Source organism: Caballeronia sp. (assembly GCF_028292365.1).
GTDB lineage: Bacteria > Pseudomonadota > Gammaproteobacteria > Burkholderiales > Burkholderiaceae > Caballeronia.
In genome coordinates, this window is sequence record NZ_JAQGMM010000429.1 from 1 (window position 1) to 18799 (window position 18799).

Below are 18799 nucleotides of genomic sequence, written 5' to 3' on the forward strand. Positions count from 1 at the left end.
AGAATCCAGTTGATTGACCTGCATTACGAACTATATTTAAGAGAATAAAAAACAGGTCATGCAGGCGGTAGGGTTAATTACGGTCTAACTACCGGCCTAACGCGCACCGGAGAGACGAGCGAACAGACAAGCCATGGCGACAATTCATTGATCGCTGCGCCTGCATGTTCGCCAAAGGCGGTTCCCCGCCACGGCCGGCAACAGGCACGTTGCAATCCGCGGGGGTATCAGACATTCGCCAGCAGGCGAGGAGGTTCCCACCATGGATCCGGTAAGCGCCATTCCCTATGGCCGCAAGACTCAACACGCCCCTGCGCTGAAAGAAGTACACATCTTATGGATCACCGCAGGCCTCGGTTGCGACGGCGATTCCGTATCGATTACCGCCGCCACACAGCCCAGCATTGAAGACGTGCTGCTCGGCGCAATTCCCGGACTACCGAAGGTTCATCTGCACAATCCGGTGCTGGCTTATGAAAACGGCGCGGAATTCATGGCGCCGTTTCATGCTGCAGCGCGGGGTGAGATGGATAACTTCGTGCTGGTCATGGAAGGCTCGATCCCCAATGAGAAGATCAATCGAGAGGGGTACTGGGCCGCCATGGGAACGGATCCCGACACGCATGAACCCATCACGATTCCGCAATGGCTCGATCGCCTGGCGCCTAAAGCACTGGCCGTGGTCGGTGCGGGCACATGCGCCACCTACGGCGGCATTCATGCGATGGAAGGCAACCCCACGGGTTGCATGGGCCTGGCGGATTATCTTGGCTGGGACTGGAAATCGAAAGCGGGCCTGCCTATTGTGAACGTCCCGGGTTGTCCGGTTCAGCCGGACAACTTCATGGAGACGCTGCTATATCTGCTGTATCAACTGGCGGGCCTCGCCCCCATGATTCCGCTGGACGCAGCGCTTCGTCCCAAGTGGCTGTTCCAGCGCACCGTGCACGATGGTTGCGACCGCGCGGGATCCTACGAACAGGCTCTGTTCGCAAAGGAATATGGGAGCCCGAACTGTATCGTCAAGCTCGGATGCTGGGGTCCGGTGGTCAATTGCAACGTCCCCAAGCGCGGCTGGATCAACGGCGTGGGCGGGTGCCCGAACGTCGGCGGAATCTGTATCGGCTGCACGATGCCCGGGTTCCCTGACAAGTTCATGCCGTTCATGGACGAGCCCCCGGGTGCGGTCCTTTCGTCGAATCTCATCAAGTCTTACGGCGGACTTATCCGTAGCCTGCGCAAGCTGACGAATTCGACCGTCAACCAGGAACCGAAATGGCGCCATAACCGTCCCACGCTGACGACTGGCTATCGTCGCTGAGCGGTTGCGCGGTTGCGCGGAACGCAGATGGAAACCGTCGTGGTTGGTTGGCATCACGACGGTTTCTGCGAGAGACAGAAGTATCCAGGAGGGGGTCATGGCGGATATTGCGACACCTGAATTGAAGTCGGGCCAAGCGTCACAGCCTGCAAAACTGGTCGAGATGAACTGGGACCCGATCACGCGGATCGTCGGCAGTCTTGGCATTTATACGAAGATCGATTTCGAGCAACGCAAGGTCGCCGAGTGCTACAGCACGTCGTCGATTTTTCGCGGCTACAGCATCTTCATGAAGGGCAAGGACCCGCGCGACTCGCACTTCATTACCAGCCGTATCTGCGGCATCTGCGGCGACAACCACGCGACCTGCTCGGTGTATGCGCAGAACATGGCCTACGGCGTGAAACCGCCGAACATCGCGGAATGGATCGTCAATCTTGGCGAAGCGGCCGAGTACATGTTCGATCACAACATCTTCCAGGACAATCTGGTCGGCGTGGATTTCTGCGAGCAGATGGTCAGGGAAACCAACCCCGGCGTATGGGCGAAAGCGCAGAAGACCGGCTCGCCGCACGCGGAGATTCACGGCTACAAGACCATCGCGGACATCATGACCGCGCTGAATCCGTTCACCGGCGAGTTCTATCGCGAGACACTGCATGTAAGTCGTTATACGCGCGAGATGTTCTGCCTGATGGAAGGGCGGCACGTGCATCCGTCAACGCTGTATCCCGGTGGAGTGGGGACGGTACCAACCGTGCAGCTTTTCACCGACTACATCACGCGGCTGATGAAGTATGTGGAGTTCATGAAGAAGGTCGTGCCGCTGCATGACGACCTGTTCGATTTCTTTTATGAGGCGCTGCCGGGTTACGAGGAAGTCGGCCGCCGGCGCATCCTGCTGGGCTGCTGGGGTTCGTTCCAGGACCCGGATGTATGCGACTACAACTACAAGACCATGACCGACTGGGGCCGCAGCATGTTCGTCACACCGGGCGTGGTGGTGGACGGCGAACTCGTGACTACGGATCTGGTCGAGATCAACCTGAACATCCGCATTTTGCTCGGCAGTTCGTTCTACGACGACTGGGATCATGAGGAAACCTTTGTGCGGCAAGACCCGCTGGGAAATCCGATCGATCGCAAGCATCCGTGGAACCAGACCACCTTGCCGCGGCCGCAGAAACGCAAGTTCGACGGCAACTACACGTGGGTCATGTCACCGCGCTGGTACGACAAGCGCACGGGCGACTACCTCGCGCTCGATACCGGTGGTGGTCCGATCGCACGGTTGTGGGCGACCGCGCTCGCGGGCCTGGTGGATATCGGCTATGTGAAGTCGACCGGTCACAGCGTGAAGATCTATTTGCCGAAGACGGCACTGAAGCCGGAAGTCGAGTTCGAATGGAAGATCCCGAAGTGGAGCAACGCGATTGAACGCGACCGCGCGCGGACTTATTTTCAGGCCTATGCGGCAGCGTGCGCGCTGCATTTCGCGGAGAAGGCGTTGGCCGAATTGCACGCGGGCCATACCCGCACATTCACGCCGTTCCAGGTACCCGACGAAGCTATCGGCTGCGGTTTTCATGAGGCGGTGCGCGGGGTGTTGTCGCATCACCTGGTGATCAAGGGCGGCAAGATAGCGAACTATCATCCGTATCCGCCGACCCCGTGGAACGCGAATCCGCGCGATATCTACGGCACGCCCGGACCGTACGAAGATGCGGTGCAAAACACGCCCATCTTCGAAGAGAACGGGCCGGACAAGTTCAAGGGTATCGACATCATGCGGGCGGTGCGCAGCTTCGATCCGTGCCTGCCGTGCGGTGTCCATATGTATGTCGGGGATGGCAAGACTGTCGATGTCGCGCATTCGCCAACCTTTGGCGTTCCGCCGGGCATGAAGCCGGGAGGGCACTCATGAGCGACGCGCGCGTGCTTGAGGAACAACAACGGCGCATCGACGAATTGATTGCAGCACTGGCAACACTGAACGACACGCATGCGCGCGATATTGCGCAGGCGCTGTTGCAGGTGGTGCTCGAGTTGCATGCAAGCGGTCTTGCGCGGCTGGCTGAGATCGTGACCGAGGCGGATGGCGCCGAGGGTCCGATCGTCGCCCGGCTGATGCAGGACAAACAGGTCAGCGCGTTGTTGTTGCTGCATGGGCTGCATCCGCACGACCTGGCAAGCCGCGTCGCGCACGCGGTCGAAGGGCTGCGGGCGCCGCTTGGTGCACAAGGCGTAAGGATCGAACTGGTCGATGCCCGGGAGGACCTGGTACGCGTTCGTCTGGCGGGCGTGCTGACTGGCAAGCACGTCACCCCCGCCGATGTGCAGAGCGATATCGAGCGGGCAATTTTCGAACAGGCGCCAGACGTGACGCGCATTGAAATAGACGGGATGCCGGACGTCAATGTCCACGAGCTGCGGTTTGTCGCAACGCTGCCAACATCATGAATGCACGCGGGGGAGAACAACCCGGGCAACGCGGCTGGGTAGCTGCGTTGCGTACGTTCGCCCGGCCGCCGGTCACGACGCTGTGTGAACTATGTGGCGAACCGCTCGACGGCACTCATCCTCATCTGCTCGAACTGGATCAGCATGCGCTGCGGTGCTGCTGCCGCGCATGCGCGTTGCTGTTCGGGAACCAGCAAAACGCGCGTTATAAGCGAGTGCCGGAAAGCGTTCGCTGGCTTAGCGAGTTTCATCTGAGCGACGACCAATGGGACGCGTTGGCGATCCCGATCGGCATTGCGTTTTTCTATAAGGACTCGGCCGCGCAGTGCGTGATCGCGATGTATCCGGGTGCTGCCGGCGCGATGCAGTCGTCGCTTGATCTAAGCGCGTGGGATCGCCTGGTGGCCGACAACCCTGTCCTCGATACCCTCGAACCCGATGTCGAAGCGCTATTGGTGAATCGCGTGGAAGGGGCGCGCGAGCATTACCGCGTGCCTATCGACCAGTGTTATGCGCTGACCGGTGTGATCCGCGCGCGCTGGCGCGGAGTGTCGGGTGGTGTGGATGCATGGCGCGCGATCCACACGTGTTTTGCTGCGCTGAAAGCGGGCGAGCGTTTGCCCGAGGGAGTGCCGAATGCCTGATCTTGACTTCGTCGTCGAGGGTGCGGAGGTCGCGCTGCATTCGGTTTCGCCGTTGCTGTTGTTCAAGCTGCGCGTGACCAGCAAGAGCGCGCCAAACGGGTCGGCCGCCCAGGAGGAAATCGCGAGCCTCGCGCTGCATTGCCAGATCCAGATAGAAGCGACCCGGCGGACTTACGAGCCGGTCGATCAGGCGCGGCTTAGCGACTTGTTCGGCGTACCGCAGCGCTGGTCGCAGACGTTGCGGACCCTGCTGTGGACCCATGCGAACGCAGCTGTTCCTTCCTTCACCGATACCTGCACGGTCGATCTTCCGGTGCCGTGCACGTTCGACTTCAATGTGGCTGCGGCGAAGTATTTCGATGCGCTGGCAGATGGAAAGGGAGAGATTCCTTTGATGCTGCAATTCAGCGGCACGATTTTTTATCGCGAGAGCGACGGCACGCTGCAAGTCGCGCGTGTTCCGTGGCACAAGGAAGCCGCGTTCCGCCTGCCGGTCGCAACCTGGCGCGCGATGCGGGACTACTACTACCCGAACACCGCATGGATGTGTATGCAGCGCGGCGTGTTTGAACGGCTGGAGCGTTATCGGATCGAGCGCGGCTTGACTGGCTGGGACGAAGCACTCACGTCCTTGCTGGACGAGACCCCGAGCGAACAGCCGCGGCCCGCGCGGGGAGGCTTGCAATGAACACCATCGACGGGATCGTTCAGGCCGTGCTGTACGAGGGATACATGCTTTATCCGTACAGAGCGTCTTCGGTGAAGAACCGGCAGCGCTGGACGTTCGGCAGCGTGTATCCGCAGACATGGGCCGACTGGTCCGGCAGCGATGCATCCATGATGCAGACCGAGTGCGTAATCGAAGGCGACGACGAAACGCGCGTAACGGTGCGGCCGTGTTTCCTGCATCTGATCGAACGGGATGTGCGTGAGTTGAGCGAGCCTGTGGCGGCCGGTACGGCACTGGATGAGCGCTCGTCCCAATCGGTGGCTTCGCTGGAAGTGGGTGGTCGGCGTTTCGACGCGTGGCAGGAAGCCGGTGAGCAGCATGTCGAGGTCCCGGCATTGACGCTTGGCGAGTTGTGTATCGAGGGGCTGCGTCTGCCGTTTTCACTGGTCGGAAGTCGTGCCGTAGAACCGTTGATGGAAACGGACGGCCTCGTTCGCGGTGCGCTCGTACGCACGCGGGCGGCGATCGTTGGCCGGGTGGAATGCTGCGCAATGCGGATCGATGAACGCACCTTCAGGCTCACGGTCCGCATAGTCAACGTGACGCCGGTTGATGAACCGCAGCGTTTGAATCGCGATGCCGCCTCGTCATTTGCCTTGCTGTCATGCCATGCGGTGCTGGCCGTGGAGGGCGCGGCGTTTGTTTCGTCGATCGAACCACCGGACGAGTTGGCCGAAGCAGTCGCCGGTTGCAAGAACATTGGGTTGTGGCCCGTACTGGTTGGTTCAGGTGAACGCCACGACACCATGCTCGCGGCACCGATCATCCTCTACGACTACCCGCAAGTCGCGCCTGAAAGCGCAGGCGATCTCTTCGACGCCACCGAGATCGACGAGATCCTGACGCTGCGAATCCTTACCATGACCGACGCCGAAAAGCGCGAGATGGCCGCAGGCGATGAACGCTCACGCGCCCTGCTCGAACGCACAGAAAGCCTGTCCGCGAACGACATGCAGCGGCTGCACGGAACCTTGCGCGACGTGCGCGTGGGTACGGGTTGGCCCGAGGGTTGGCGCGACGTGTCCGAGGAAACAGGAGAGGCCGCCGAAGACACGGCGCCCTGGGCCGAGCTCGACGCCAAGCCTCGGCTTGCTTGCGTCAACGTCGACGGCGTGGCGTTACAAGTCGGCTCACGCGTCGTGCTGCATCCCCATGCACGCGCCGATATCTTCGACCTGGCCTTGCGCGATCAGGTAGCGACCATCGAATCGATCGAGCGCGATTTCGAGGATCACGTCCATGTAGCGGTAACGATCGACTGCGATCCCGGGCGTGACTTCGGCCTTGCACGCATGCCGGGTCATCGCTTCTTTTTCTCGCCCGATGAGATGGAGCCGCTGCGCGAGGAGGGGCCGTCATGACCTCGATCCTGATAGCGGGAGTGGGCAACGTCTTCCTGGGTGACGACGGTTTCGGCATAGAGGTTGTGCGACGTCTGCACGAAAGACGGACCGATGCGTGGCCGCCGGATGTCCGCGTGATCGACTATGGAATCCGGGGGATCGATCTGTATTACGCGCTGCTGGACGGCGTGGACGTGGCCGTCCTTGTCGATGCGACGCATCGCGACGGACCGCCGGGCACGCTGTATGTGATCGAGCCATCGATCATGAATACGGACCAAGGTTTTCAAGGCGATGCTCCGCCCGTCATGATCTCGCCACATGATCTCGATCCGGCGAAAGTCCTTCAGGCCGTGCAAGCGATGGGCGGTGAAGTCGGACGTATTGTTCTAGTCGGTTGTGAGACGGAAAGTCTCGGCACGGAGGATGGGCAGGAGGGCCGCATGGGGCTGAGCGAACCCGTCGCGGCGGCAGTGGGTGAAGCAGTAGAAACCATCGAAGCAATGATCGAAAGCATGCAGGCGCAGACCGTTGTGGCCGACGCTGGGAGCGTGTCGCAGGACCACTGGAGAGCATGATGAAGCTCTTTCTGAAGTACTTGCTATTGCCGGCGTTGATCGTCGGCGTTGCGGCGAACCTGAAGGATATCCGCCGCTATATCCGTATCCGCAACATGTGACGGGCACTGCCATGAGCCTGTGCCTGCCGCCGGTCCGCGACGAACCGCCCGTGGTATCACCGGTCGGTGAGGAAATTCGTGTGCGTGGACTGGTCCAGGGCGTGGGTTTCAGGCCGGTAGTATGGCGTCTTGCGCACGCTTGCGGCGTGAGCGGCGATGTAGGCAACGACAGCGAAGGTGTGCTGATCCACGCATGGGCCGACACAAGTACGCTTGATGATTTTGTCGAGCGCTTGCGAATCGGTTGTCCGCCGCTTGGGCGGATCGACGCCATCGAACGTTACGCTTTGCACGAGATACCTCCGCCTCCCGGTGGCTTTCGGATCGTCGGGAGTGCAGGTGGCCGTGCGCATACCGGCGTGGTGCCGGACGCGGTCACGTGCCGGGCGTGTATCGGCGAAACGTTCGACCCGTCGAGCCGTCGGCATGGTTATGCGTTCACGAACTGCACGCACTGCGGGCCGCGCTTGTCGATAGTCCAGGCGATCCCGTATGACCGCCCGAACACGACAATGGCGGCGTTCCCGTTATGTGACGCTTGCGCGAGTGAATATGACGATCCGGACGACCGGCGTTTTCATGCCCAGCCGATTGCATGTCCGGCTTGCGGTCCGCGACTGTGGCTGGAGCAGGCCGATGGTTCCGTTGCAGAAGACGATCCACTGGATGCCACGCGCCGCTTTATCGAGCGCGGCAAGATAGTCGCGATCAAGGGGCTTGGCGGTTTTCAGCTTGCATGCACCGCGTCAGATCACGCGGCCGTCGCGAAACTACGCGCGCTGAAACATCGCGAGCGCAAGCCGTTCGCGCTGCTGGCGCGTGATGTGGCGATGATCGAGCGCTATTGCTGGGTAAGCGGAGCAGACGAGGTCCTGCTTGAAAGCACCGCTGGACCGATCGTCATCATGCCGATGATCGATCGGGGTAAGCGCGATCCGTTTCCGGGCGTGGCGCCGGGTATCGCGACGCTGGGTTTCATGCTGCCTTCCACCCCGCTGCATCATCTGCTGATGCAATCGCTTGACGGCCCGGTCGTGCTGACCAGCGGCAATCTTTCAGACGAACCGCAATGCATCGATAACGACGAGGCCCGCCAGCGCCTCGCAGGCATGGCCGACGCCTGGCTGATGCACGATCGCGATATTGCGCGGCGCGTGGACGATTCGGTCGCGCGGGTCATGGGCGGCGTACCGCGCTTGCTGCGCCGCTCGCGTGGTTATGCACCAGCGCCGCTGCGGTTGCCGCGCGATCTTGCTGCTGCACCCCCGGTCCTCGCAATGGGCTCACAGCAGAAAAACACCTTCTGCCTGCTGCGCGATGGCGAAGCGGTCGTGTCGCATCACATCGGTGAACTCGAGAACGGCGAGACCTATCGCGACTACAGCGTGTCGCTCGCGCGTTATCAACATTTGTTCGAACATGAAGCGCGTCTCGTCGCGGTCGACCTGCATCCCGAGTATCTGTCGCGCAAGCTCGGTATCGATATCGCACAGCAGCGGCATTTACCGCTTGCCGAGATCCAGCATCATCACGCGCACTTCGCGGCATGTCTTGCAGAAAATGATGTCAGTTTGGGCACTGACGTTCTTGGCATTGTGCTAGACGGGCTTGGCATGGGCTTGGACAACGCGCTGTGGGGCGGCGAATTTTTGCTCGGCGGCTACGTAGATTTCAAGCGTCTCGCGAGCTTCACACCGGTCGCGCTGCCGGGAGGCGCGTACGCGATTTACGAGCCGTGGCGCAACACGTACGCTCATCTGTGCGCGAGCCTCGGGTGGCCGCGTTTCGCGAAGCAATACGCGAAGCTCGACCTCCATCATTTTCTCGCCGACCGTCCATTGTCGCTGCTCGATCAGATGATCGACGGTGGGATCAATAGTCCTGTTGCAAGCTCGGCCGGGCGTCTGTTCGATGCAGTCGCCGGGGCGCTCGGCGTGTGCCGCGAACGCGTTCAATACGAAGGGCAGGCAGCGATTGAACTCGAAGCGATGATCGATACCCGTACGCTCCACGAAGAAGACGATGCGTTGGCGTATCCGTTTGAAATCGTGGAAGCCGACACTTCGTTTTTAATCAACGCGAAACCCATGTGGATCGCGCTGCTCGACGACATGCTGCGCGCCACACCCGTGCCGGCAATGGCCGCACGTTTTCACAAAGGCCTCGCGATCGTCATTGTGCAAATGACCGTCCGTTTGCTTGTGTCCACCCAGGTCCGTACTGTCGCACTCTCCGGCGGGGTCATGCAGAACCGCGTGCTGTTTGAACAACTCACCGCACGCCTTGCGGCATGCGGTTTTAATGTACTGACACATCGCCAGGTACCGTCCAACGACGGTGGCATTGCGCTGGGGCAAGCGGCAATTACCGCCGCGCGTGCCCTTGCATCCGCATTTGTTGAACCACGGAGTACGTCATGTGCTTAGGCATCCCGGGACAGATCGTCGAGATCAGCGACGCGGACAATAACCTCGCATTAGTCGATGTAGGCGGGGTGCAACGGATCATCAACATCGCGTTCATCGTCGATGACGATCGGCCGCCGTCCGCATGCGTGGGTAACTGGGTGCTGGTGCACGTCGGCTTTGCGATGAGCCGTCTCGACGAAGCCGAAGCCGTGCGCACGCTTGCCCTGTTGCGTGAACTTGGGGAGGCGCAGGCGGAGATGGCCGCGATGATGGAAGGGGGCGGTGAGCCACCACTTCCTGACACGATCAACCACCACGACGGAGCGCGCCATGACTGAACATCGGGCGCTACAAGGCTTGTATCCGTTCCTTCACGGCAACCGTCAGGACGCGGCAAAACTCGACGCCGCGCTGCTCGAATCGGTCGCGCAGAAGGCGCAGGCAAGCATCGACGCGAAGCGCGCGTTCTTCGCGGATAAGGCCACCGCCGTGGTCGCTGTTGCGCACGCGATTGCGGATGTTTATCGCCGTGACGGCAGGCTCTTTTCAATGGGCAACGGTGGTTCGAGTTGCGACGCCGCACACATAGCGGTGGAGTTCCTGCATCCGGTAACGGCCGGGCGTCCGGCGCTCACTGCAGTCAACCTCGTCGCTGATACCGCCATGATGACGGCCGTGGGCAACGACGTCGGCTTCGCGCATATCTATGTGCGGCAACTGGTGGCGCAGGCGCGCCGTGGCGACGGCCTGATCGGGGTATCGACCAGTGGTAACTCAGACAACCTGCTCGCCGCATTCGCGAAAGCGCGGGAGATGGGCGTGGTGACCATCGGCTTGGCCGGACACGACGGCGGCAAGATGGCAGCGCCGGGTGCGCTCGACCATTGCCTCGTGGTGCCGAGCGACAGCATTCATCGGATCCAGGAAACCCACGTTGCGATTTATCACATCCTATGGGACCTGGTCCATACGCTGCTCGCCGATGAGCGCGGCAGCCTGAGTGTCCCCGATGCAGCCGAGCGCGTGTCATGAAATACGTCGACGAATTCCGCGATCCGGAGAAAGCCCGCACGCTCACGCACGAGATCCATCGTCTGGTCGGGCAGATCGTGCGCGACCGTGGAGGCCTTAAGCGGCCGTTGCAGATCATGGAAGTCTGCGGCGGTCATACGCACTCCATCTTCAGGTACGGGATTCACCAGATGCTGCCGCCCGAGGTCGAATTCGTCCACGGCCCCGGTTGCCCGGTCTGCGTGTTGCCGATGGGCCGCGTGGACGACTGCGTGGCGCTCGCCGAGCGGCCCGAAGTGATCTTCACGACCTTCGGCGACGCGATGCGTGTTCCCGGTTCGCGCAAGAGCCTGTTGAAAGCGAAGGCGGATGGAGCCGATGTGCGGATGGTCTATTCGCCGCTCGACGCGCTTGCTGTTGCGCGTGCGAATCCGCATCGCGAGGTGATCTTCTTCGGGCTGGGTTTTGAAACCACCATGCCGAGCACGGCGATGACCGTGCTGGAAGCTCACGCCCAACGCATCAATAACTTCTCGCTGTTTTGCAACCACATCACGATCATCCCGACGATCAAGGCGATTCTCGATTCACCCGACCTGCATCTCGATGGCTTCCTTGGACCCGGACACGTGAGCATGGTGATCGGCACGCGGCCATATCGTTTTATTGCGGAGCATTACCGGCGGCCGATTACCGTTGCCGGATTCGAACCGCTCGACGTGCTGCAATCGGTGTGGATGGTGTTGCGGCAGATCGCCGAAGGGCGCTGCGAAGTGGAGAACCAGTATGGCAGGATCGTGCCGGAAGACGGTAATGCGCAGGCGCTGTCGGCGATCGAGCAGGTGTTCGAGTTGCGCGAGTTTTTCGAGTGGCGCGGACTGGGATCGATAGATCATTCGGGCGTTCGGATCCGCGAACGCTTCGCCGCTTACGATGCCGAGCGCAAGTTTCCTGTCGCGAACCTGAAGATCGCCGATCCTAAATCCTGCCAGTGCGGGGAAGTGCTCAAAGGCGTAATCAAGCCGCAGCAGTGCAAGGTATTCGGCACCGCCTGCACGCCGGAAACGCCGCTCGGATCGTTGATGGTATCGAGCGAAGGTGCGTGCGCGGCGCATTATCGTTATGCACGCATCGATACATCGGCGTTGTATGCGCATGGCGCTGCGTCGGACACGCTCAAGCAGGGAGTACAGGCATGAACGACCGGATCGGCAGGCTACGCGATGTCACGATCAACCTCGCGCACGGCGGCGGCGGTCGGGCGATGCGCGATCTGATCGAGGACGTCTTTGTCACCGCCTTCGATAACCCCGCGCTGGCCGCGCTCGAAGACCAGGCAGTGTTTCCGCTCGAGGACCTCGCACGATTAGGCGACCGGCTCGCGTTCACTACGGATAGCTACGTCGTCGACCCGTTGTTTTTCCCGGGCGGAGACATAGGTACGTTGGCGGTATCGGGTACGGTCAACGACCTTGCCATGTCGGGGGCAAAACCGCTGTTTCTATCATGCGGCATGGTGATTGAAGAGGGCCTTGCGGTTGATGTGCTGCGACGCGTGGCGGCAAGCATGCAGCGTGTCGCAATCGAAGCGGGTGTGTCTATTGTTACGGGCGACACCAAGGTGGTCGAGCGCGGTTGCGCGGACAAACTCTTCATCAACACCGCAGGCGTGGGGGTCGTGCCGCCCGGCGTAAATATATCGGCGCGGCGTGCGCAGCCAGGCGACGTGGTGATCGTGAACGGCTTTCTGGGTGACCACGGCGCGGCGATCCTGGTCGCACGGAAACAGCTTGCATTGCAGTCCGACATTAAAAGCGATTGCGCGCCGCTCGCGTCACTGGTGGATGCAATGCTGGGTGCGTGCAAGGACATCCACTGCATGCGCGACGCAACGCGCGGCGGAGTCGCCACCGTGCTGAACGAGTTCGCGGTGTCGTCAGGTGTGGCGATCCGCATCCAGGAAAACGCGCTGCCGATCCGCGAGGAAGTGAAGGGCGCTTGCGAGATCCTGGGCCTGGATCCGCTGTATCTGGCGAACGAAGGCAAGCTGGTTGCGATCGTTCCCGCACATGCCGCATCAAGCGTGCTCGCGGCGATGCATGCGCACCCGGCTGGCGCGCGGGCGGCAGTGATCGGCGAGGTAGTTGCGCAGCCCGCGGGCATCGTGGTGCTGCATACGGTGTTTGGTGGACAGCGAATCGTCGACATGCTGACGGGCGAGCAGCTGCCCCGGATCTGTTAACTGGTTTCAGGCATGGGGAGCGCAGTGTCATGCATGAACTGAGCATCGCGAATAGTGTCGTCGAGCTTTGCGCCGAACGCGCGATGGGCGCTCGGGTGCTGCGCGTGACGCTGGAGATCGGCAGGTTGTCGGCGGTGATGCCGGACGCAATCCGTTTTTGCTTCGATGTCTGCGCGAAGGACACGGTGGTCGAAGGCGCGGCGCTCGAGATTGTCGAGACACCGGGACGGGCGCGCTGCCTGGACTGTGGCAGCAATGTGGAGATGACCGACTTGCTGGAACACTGCGCGTGCGGAAGCGTCAATCTCGAACTGCTGGCCGGCAGTGAGCTAAAGATAAAACAGATGGAGGTGGTGTGATGTGTACCACATGCGGTTGCTCGAAAGGTGCCGGCTCGGTGATTACAGATCCGCTGACCGGTGAGCGGATTGAGTCGCAGGTAGAAGAGGAAAGCGGTGCGGTGCGCACACCGGGTTCGTGGCGGCAACTTGCAGGCGGGGCCACCGGCGGGAGTGTGGCTGCGCATCTGCATGCGCGCGCGCATCGGCATGGTCATGCGGCGCACATTCATCAACACGGCACCCATCAACAAGTCCACGAACACGAACACGACGGGCACGTGCATAGCCATGAACACGATCACGTACAAACGCCTGCAGCCCTCGATCACGGCGATCATCCGGGCGCCGAACACTCGTCCGTATCCCCGTCCGAAGTGGCGATTGCCGCAGCAACCCACGGCACAACGATCGCGCTCGAACAGGATGTTCTGGCGAAGAACCAGTTGCTTGCCGAACACAATCGTGGCTGGCTGGCAAGCCGCCATATCACCGCACTGAACCTTGTCAGTTCACCGGGAGCGGGCAAGACCACGCTGCTTGAACGGACTATCCGCGATCTCCAGGCGTTACACAGTACCCAGTCGATCCAGGTAATCGAAGGCGACCAGGCGACGCTCAACGACGCCGAGCGGATTCGCGCGACCGGCTGCCGCGTGGTCCAGATCAACACGGGCACAGGGTGCCATCTCGATGCCGGCATGGTGTCGCGCGCGCTGGCGCAACTTGATCCACCGCCTCAATCGTGGCTGATGATCGAGAACGTCGGCAATCTTGTATGCCCCGCGTTGTTCGATCTCGGCGAACAGGCGAAGGTGGTGATCCTGTCGGTGACCGAGGGCGAAGACAAGCCGCTCAAGTACCCGCACATGTTCCGTGCAAGCCGCCTGATGCTGCTGAACAAGATCGATCTGCTGCCGCACTTGCGTTTCGATGTAGCCCGCTGCATTGCGTATGCAAGGCAGGTGAATCCTTCTATCGAAGTACTGCAGGTATCGGCGGAAACCGGGGCCGGGATGCAGGCGTGGTACGCGTGGCTGGAAGCAGCCTCATTAGCCGAAGTCGGGGAAGCGGTGCGCTAGAGCGCGACAGGCGCGGCGGTTGGATCGTGTTGACGCTTTGGTACGAGCAAGGATGCGAGGCCCATGATGCTAAAACAAATGTCTGAGCTTTTTAACGACCGCCCAACGGGTCTACGCCATAAAATTGCTGGCATCTACGCACTCCTCCTCGTCTTCAATGCGGTCGCATGGACATGGGCGCTGACGGCCTTTCACGGGCAGCCGGCGCTCCTGGGCACGGCGCTTTTAGCGTACACGTTCGGGCTGCGCCACGCGGTGGATGCGGACCACATTGCCGCTATCGATAACGTCACGCGCAAGCTGCTTCAGATCGACCGCAGTCCGCTTGGCGCCGGCTTGTTCTTCTCGCTCGGCCACTCGACGGTGGTCGTCGCGCTCACAGTTGGCGTCGCGTTCGCAGCAACCGCGCTGACGACGCATTTCGATGACCTGAGAGGGGTCGGCGGCCTGATCGGCACGAGCGTGTCTGCGCTATTTTTGTTCGTGCTGGCCATCGCGAACCTGGTTGTGCTGGCGTCCGTGATCAGGACATTTCGCGCGGTGCGCCGGGGCGAACCGCTGGTCGAAACCGATCTCGACCTCTTGCTTAACAATCGCGGTTTCCTCTCGCGTTTGCTTCGGCCATTGTTGAGACTGGTCTCGCGTAGCTGGCATCTTTATCCCGTGGGGTTCCTGTTCGGGCTCGGATTCGATACCGCGACCGAGGTCGCGTTGTTCGGCATATCGGCGGCCCAGGCGTCGCATGGACTGTCGTTCTGGTCCGTGCTCGTGCTGCCGATCTTGTTCACGGCAGGCATGTCGCTGGTCGATACCACCGACGGCATCCTGATGCTCGGTGCGTATCGCTGGGCCTTTGTCCGGCCCATGCGCAAGCTCTACTACAACATCACGATCACGTTCGTTTCGGTGGTGGTCGCAGTGCTGATCGGCGGGATCGAGGTGCTGGGTTTGCTCCAGAACAACTTCGGGCTCAAGGGCCCGTTCTGGGATTCTATTGGTAGCCTCAATGAGCACTTCGGACTGTTGGGCTACATCGTCATAGGCATATTCATTGTGAGCTGGATCGTCTCCATCGCGATCTACAAGCTAAGGCGCTACGACGATATCACCGTGAAAACGCTGTGACACGACTGCTAAGCGCTAAAATTCATGTGAGTACGACAAGTGCCAATGCCCTCCGAATGCCTTACGCCGGAAACAGGTAAACTTGGCCACGATCAACCCGCTCTGCCGGGGTGCATTTTTTTTAATGGCGTATAAACACGGCTAACGGTTATTGGAATCAAAGAAGGAACACGCATGCTCAAACTTCATCCGCGACTTCTACTCGATCCGGATGCAGCGTCCGAGCGTCGCTGGCCTGTGACAGGATCTCCCCTCGCACTGAAGGTCACGGCAGCCTGGCATGCGGCGGCACTAGCGGGCTGCGCCATCGCGCCGCAGATGTGGCCCTGGTGGCTGGCCGGCACAGCGGTCAACCACGCGACCGTCACGGCGGCGGGATTGTGGCCGCGCTCAACGCTGCTTGGCGCCAACTGGACGCGCTTGCCCGCTATCCCGCGCAATGCAAACGCCATCGCGCTCACGCTCGACGACGGTCCTGATCCGCTCGTCACGCCCCAGGTTCTCGACTTGCTCGATGCGCACCGGGTTCGCGCCACGTTTTTCCTGATCGGCGAACGCGCACGCCGATATCCCGCGTTGACCCGTGAAATCGTCGCGCGAGGGCATAGCGTGGAGAACCACTCGCAAAAGCATGTGCACACTTTTTCGGTGACGGGCATGGGGGCGTTAAGACGGGAAATCGATGCAGCACAACGCACGCTCATGGAACTCACGGGCGAGCGGCCGGCTTTCTTTCGCGCACCGGCGGGCTTGCGCAATATCCTGCTGGAGCCCGTCTTGCAAAAGCTCGATCTGAGGCTGGCCGCCTGGACGCGGCGCGGCTTCGATACCCGCGAGCGCAATCCGGAAATCGTCACGCGGCGATTGCTGCGTGATCTGGCACCACGCGACATCCTGCTGCTCCACGATGGAGGCGCCGCCATGACCGACGACGGTCAACCGGTTTTGCTGTCGGTATTACCGCACGTCTTCGATGCCGCCAAAAAACAAGGCCTGCACTTTATTACCTTACGAGAAGCCTTCTGATCCGGCTGCCCAAAAGTGCCAAACAGAGACCGCGAGGACGTCACGTCGGGCCACCAGGTAAGAGACGTTACGCATTGTACGAATCCAAACTATTTGCGCGAGTAACCTGGACGTCCGGATCAACGGCCGATGACGAGGAAGGACAGCCAGCACACCCCACGGAACACACATTCCGTAACTTTTTAGATTTGGACAATGAGGGCACGGCAGTTAGATTGGCGGTATTGCGCTTGGATTTCGCTTGGGACATTGGATCAATTCTGGCTTTCCGTCGTATATGTGAGACTTATCCGCGGTGAACTGGTTTTCTGGCTGATTTAGGAAGCAATTTTCAGTATGATTCGCCCGTCAATGTGGAGCCAATCCGAGTCTGGATAATCATTTACCCGCTTCATGTACCCCATATGGCATTAAACAATCGGCACAAACTGCCGTTAAGTCGGTACAGGCATCGGTATATCCGCCGGTTATCTGCTGAGCGCCGGTTGAATATCGTCCGGATGGAGTGGGCTCACTTCTGTACCGCCCGCGGTACTGCCCGCACAGGCGGATCCTGGTGAGCTGCTGGTGCCTTTCAAATCGTAAACATCGTATGCACGATCTGCGCTGGACCATGCCCGTTGCCCGATGGTCCGCCACCGCTGCCGCGGCGACCGCCGATATCAGCTTCATCGAGCCGATCGTCCGCCGTCGTCTAAGCAGCCTGTCGCGAAGCGCCCTCAAGGTCGCCCACGACTGCGTCGCAGAGCGAGACCCCGTGCGCGTGGTGTTCGCATCGAGGCATGGTGAACTGCGGCGCACGACCGACATCCTGCGCGCGATCAGCACGGGTGAACCCGTGTCTCCGACCGCTTTCAGCCTGTCCGTCCTCAACGCAATGACCGGTATATTCGGCATCGCCCGCGGCGACCGTTCGCCCGCCAGTGCGATTTCCGCCGGGGCGCAAACGCTTGGGTTTGCCTTGCTCGAAGCGCATGCACAGTTAGAAGCGGACCCGTCGTCGCCCGTGCTGCTGGTCTATGCGGACGAACCGGCCGATGCCGCTTACGGCACCATTGAAGACGAGGTACAAGGCGGTGCGCTCGCGATCCTGCTCGACACCCGCGCGGCAGGACAGCTTGCATGCACAATATCGGGTACAGGGAGCATGCGGGGCGCTCCTGAACCGGCATTCGAACGTCCCGCCGAGTTGGCACTTCCCACCATTTCTGACGCTTTCCTTACGCAGAGCGAAGCGGTCCAGCGCTGTCTCAGCACACGAGCGCCCGCCACATGGCAAAACGCCGGTACTACCTGGCATTGGAGCTGGCATGAAGGCGCGGCTTAATTACGGCTGGCGGCTGGTCGCCACAGGCATGAGCTTCGTCGTGTTCGGCGTCTGCGGACTGCTGTTCTCGGTCCTGGTGTTTCCGCTCGCGTGGCTGTGGCCGCATCGCGCATCGCGTCAGCGTATGGTGACGACCATCATTCACTGGTTCTTCCGGGCGCTGGTGGCCTTCTTGCAGTGGGTCGGGGTGATGGAACTGGAAGTCTCGGGCGCCGCCGCCTTGCGCGACGCCGGGCCGGTGGTTCTGGTGGCAAACCATCCAACCTACCTCGACGTCGTGGTGCTGCTCGCGCTTACGCCTTCTGCGTGTTGCGTCGTCAAGAACGCGCACTGGGGTAATCCCTGCTTCTGGGGCATCGTGCGGGCGGCCGAATACGTGAGCAACGTCGACCCGGTCGAACTCGTCGAAGCCAGCGCCCGGCAGATCGCGGCGGGCTATACCATGATCATTTTCCCGGAAGGCACGCGCAGCCCCGGGCCGAACCGGCTGCATGCATTCTCGCGCGGTTTTGCGCACATCGCCCTCAAGGCAGGCACGCCGATCCTGCCCGTGCTGATGGATTGCGACCCGCCGGCTTTCACCAAGCAGATGCGCTGGTATCACGCGCCGTCGAGGGCGTTCCGCATCCGCGTGAGCGTGCTCGAGCCGGTCGCAGCCGACCAGCTCATGGCGCATGATGCCTCGCGTGAGGCTCCTTCTCCGGCCCTTGCCGCGCGCACTTTGACCAGCGCTGTTGAGGCGCACATTAACCAGCGGCTGTTCGACTATGGATTCTTTGAAACTGGAAATTAAGCAGCTTCTGATCGATGCTCTCGATCTGGAAGACCTGACGCCTGCGGACATCGACGACGATGCGCCGCTGTTCGAAACCGATGGCATCGGGCTCGATTCGATCGACGCGCTCGAGATCGGTATCGTGCTGCGCAAACACTATCAATTGACGATTGCGGCGAACGACGAACGCACGCGAGAGCACTTCCGTTCGATCAGCACGCTGGCCGCGCTGGTCGCCAGCCAGCGAGGCGCGGTGAGCGCTACGAACGATATCGGGGAAAAGGGGAG

At 61.1% G+C, this 18799-nt stretch carries 19 protein-coding genes; all 19 read left to right on the forward strand.

What is annotated here, in order from left to right; all coding sequences use genetic code 11:
* Positions 1–262 precede the first annotated feature (262 nt).
* The gene (locus JWR14_RS25510; RefSeq protein WP_299713876.1) at positions 263–1321 is read left to right on the forward strand and encodes a hypothetical protein; all 1059 of its coding nucleotides are present in this window, start codon (positions 263–265) and stop codon (positions 1319–1321) included.
* A gap of 97 nt (positions 1322–1418) precedes the next feature.
* Positions 1419–3245, forward strand: a complete 1827-nt coding sequence (locus JWR14_RS25515; RefSeq protein ID WP_299713878.1) for a nickel-dependent hydrogenase large subunit — start codon at positions 1419–1421, stop codon at positions 3243–3245.
* Positions 3242–3781, forward strand: a complete 540-nt coding sequence (locus JWR14_RS25520) for a NifU family protein (RefSeq protein WP_299713880.1) — start codon at positions 3242–3244, stop codon at positions 3779–3781. The genes JWR14_RS25515 and JWR14_RS25520 overlap by 4 nt, the downstream gene beginning before the upstream one ends.
* The gene (locus tag JWR14_RS25525; protein ID WP_299713882.1) at positions 3778–4425 is read left to right on the forward strand and encodes a DUF5947 family protein; all 648 of its coding nucleotides are present in this window, start codon (positions 3778–3780) and stop codon (positions 4423–4425) included. The genes JWR14_RS25520 and JWR14_RS25525 overlap by 4 nt, the downstream gene beginning before the upstream one ends.
* Positions 4418–5113, forward strand: a complete 696-nt coding sequence (locus JWR14_RS25530; RefSeq protein ID WP_299713883.1) for a DUF6084 family protein — start codon at positions 4418–4420, stop codon at positions 5111–5113. The genes JWR14_RS25525 and JWR14_RS25530 overlap by 8 nt, the downstream gene beginning before the upstream one ends.
* Positions 5110–6516, forward strand: coding sequence for a hypothetical protein (locus JWR14_RS25535; RefSeq protein ID WP_299713884.1), 1407 nt, complete (start codon positions 5110–5112; stop codon positions 6514–6516). The genes JWR14_RS25530 and JWR14_RS25535 overlap by 4 nt, the downstream gene beginning before the upstream one ends.
* The gene (locus JWR14_RS25540) at positions 6513–7076 is read left to right on the forward strand and encodes a hydrogenase maturation protease (RefSeq protein WP_299713885.1); all 564 of its coding nucleotides are present in this window, start codon (positions 6513–6515) and stop codon (positions 7074–7076) included. Before JWR14_RS25535 ends, JWR14_RS25540 begins: the two co-directional genes overlap by 4 nt.
* A gap of 112 nt (positions 7077–7188) precedes the next feature.
* Positions 7189–9603, forward strand: coding sequence for a carbamoyltransferase HypF (hypF, locus tag JWR14_RS25545; RefSeq protein ID WP_299713887.1), 2415 nt, complete (start codon positions 7189–7191; stop codon positions 9601–9603).
* Positions 9594–9923 (forward strand): HypC/HybG/HupF family hydrogenase formation chaperone, encoded by a 330-nt coding sequence (locus tag JWR14_RS25550; protein ID WP_299713889.1) that lies wholly within the window; start codon positions 9594–9596, stop codon positions 9921–9923. Before hypF ends, JWR14_RS25550 begins: the two co-directional genes overlap by 10 nt.
* Positions 9916–10617, forward strand: a complete 702-nt coding sequence (locus tag JWR14_RS25555) for an SIS domain-containing protein (RefSeq protein WP_299713891.1) — start codon at positions 9916–9918, stop codon at positions 10615–10617. Before JWR14_RS25550 ends, JWR14_RS25555 begins: the two co-directional genes overlap by 8 nt.
* Complete coding sequence (gene hypD, locus JWR14_RS25560) at positions 10614–11795, forward strand: hydrogenase formation protein HypD (protein WP_299713894.1); 1182 nt, start codon at positions 10614–10616, stop codon at positions 11793–11795. The genes JWR14_RS25555 and hypD overlap by 4 nt, the downstream gene beginning before the upstream one ends.
* On the forward strand, positions 11792–12838 hold the full coding sequence (hypE, locus tag JWR14_RS25565; RefSeq protein WP_299713896.1) for a hydrogenase expression/formation protein HypE: 1047 nt from the start codon (positions 11792–11794) through the stop codon (positions 12836–12838). Before hypD ends, hypE begins: the two co-directional genes overlap by 4 nt.
* A 29-nt stretch (positions 12839–12867) precedes the next feature.
* Positions 12868–13197, forward strand: coding sequence for a hydrogenase maturation nickel metallochaperone HypA (gene hypA, locus JWR14_RS25570; protein ID WP_299713898.1), 330 nt, complete (start codon positions 12868–12870; stop codon positions 13195–13197).
* Positions 13198–13235: 38 nt separating this feature from the next.
* Positions 13236–14258, forward strand: a complete 1023-nt coding sequence (hypB, locus tag JWR14_RS25575) for a hydrogenase nickel incorporation protein HypB (protein ID WP_299713900.1) — start codon at positions 13236–13238, stop codon at positions 14256–14258.
* Between the two features lie 66 nt (positions 14259–14324).
* Positions 14325–15383: a HoxN/HupN/NixA family nickel/cobalt transporter gene (locus JWR14_RS25580; RefSeq protein WP_299713910.1), complete on the forward strand. Its 1059-nt coding sequence runs from the start codon at positions 14325–14327 to the stop codon at positions 15381–15383.
* Between the two features lie 174 nt (positions 15384–15557).
* Entirely contained in the window at positions 15558–16409 is an 852-nt protein-coding gene (locus JWR14_RS25585; RefSeq protein ID WP_299713902.1) for a polysaccharide deacetylase family protein, read from the forward strand.
* A 592-nt stretch (positions 16410–17001) separates the two neighbouring features.
* On the forward strand, positions 17002–17736 hold the full coding sequence (locus JWR14_RS25590; protein WP_299713904.1) for a beta-ketoacyl synthase chain length factor: 735 nt from the start codon (positions 17002–17004) through the stop codon (positions 17734–17736).
* Positions 17720–18529, forward strand: a complete 810-nt coding sequence (locus JWR14_RS25595; protein ID WP_299713906.1) for a 1-acyl-sn-glycerol-3-phosphate acyltransferase — start codon at positions 17720–17722, stop codon at positions 18527–18529. The genes JWR14_RS25590 and JWR14_RS25595 overlap by 17 nt, the downstream gene beginning before the upstream one ends.
* Positions 18504–18799 (forward strand): phosphopantetheine-binding protein (locus JWR14_RS25600; RefSeq protein ID WP_299713908.1); only part of this gene is annotated, 296 nt, incomplete at its 3' end. The genes JWR14_RS25595 and JWR14_RS25600, both read left to right, overlap by 26 nt.